Below are 260 nucleotides of genomic sequence, written 5' to 3'. Positions count from 1 at the left end.
CCCCGACCTCTTCTCGACCCACGCGTGGAACAGCGTCCCGAGCCGGGTCTGCCGGTACGGCCGTTCCGGGAGCGGGCGGCGCAGCTCCTCCACAGCTCCGCCGTAATCGGCGACGAAGTCCTTGAACTTCGACGCCGGGATCCGGGTCGGTGCCGGCGTGTGCGACGGGCGCAGACGGTCGGCTCGCTCGGCGAGGAGCAGTTCGAGGTCGGCATCCGGCTCCTCCGCGGGGCGCGCTCGCGCCGCCGCGACCTCCTCGA

At 73.5% G+C, this 260-nt stretch carries 1 protein-coding gene; it reads right to left on the bottom strand.

What is annotated here, in order from left to right; genetic code table 11:
• Positions 1-260: hypothetical protein (locus tag ACZ3HG_RS24090; RefSeq protein WP_465334947.1), on the bottom strand; the 260-nt coding region annotated here is incomplete at both ends.

The organism is Erwinia sp. PME.40.26/001 (assembly GCF_055556675.1).
Note: the sequence above shows the minus strand (reverse complement) of the source record. Positions and strands in the feature narration are given on the sequence as shown.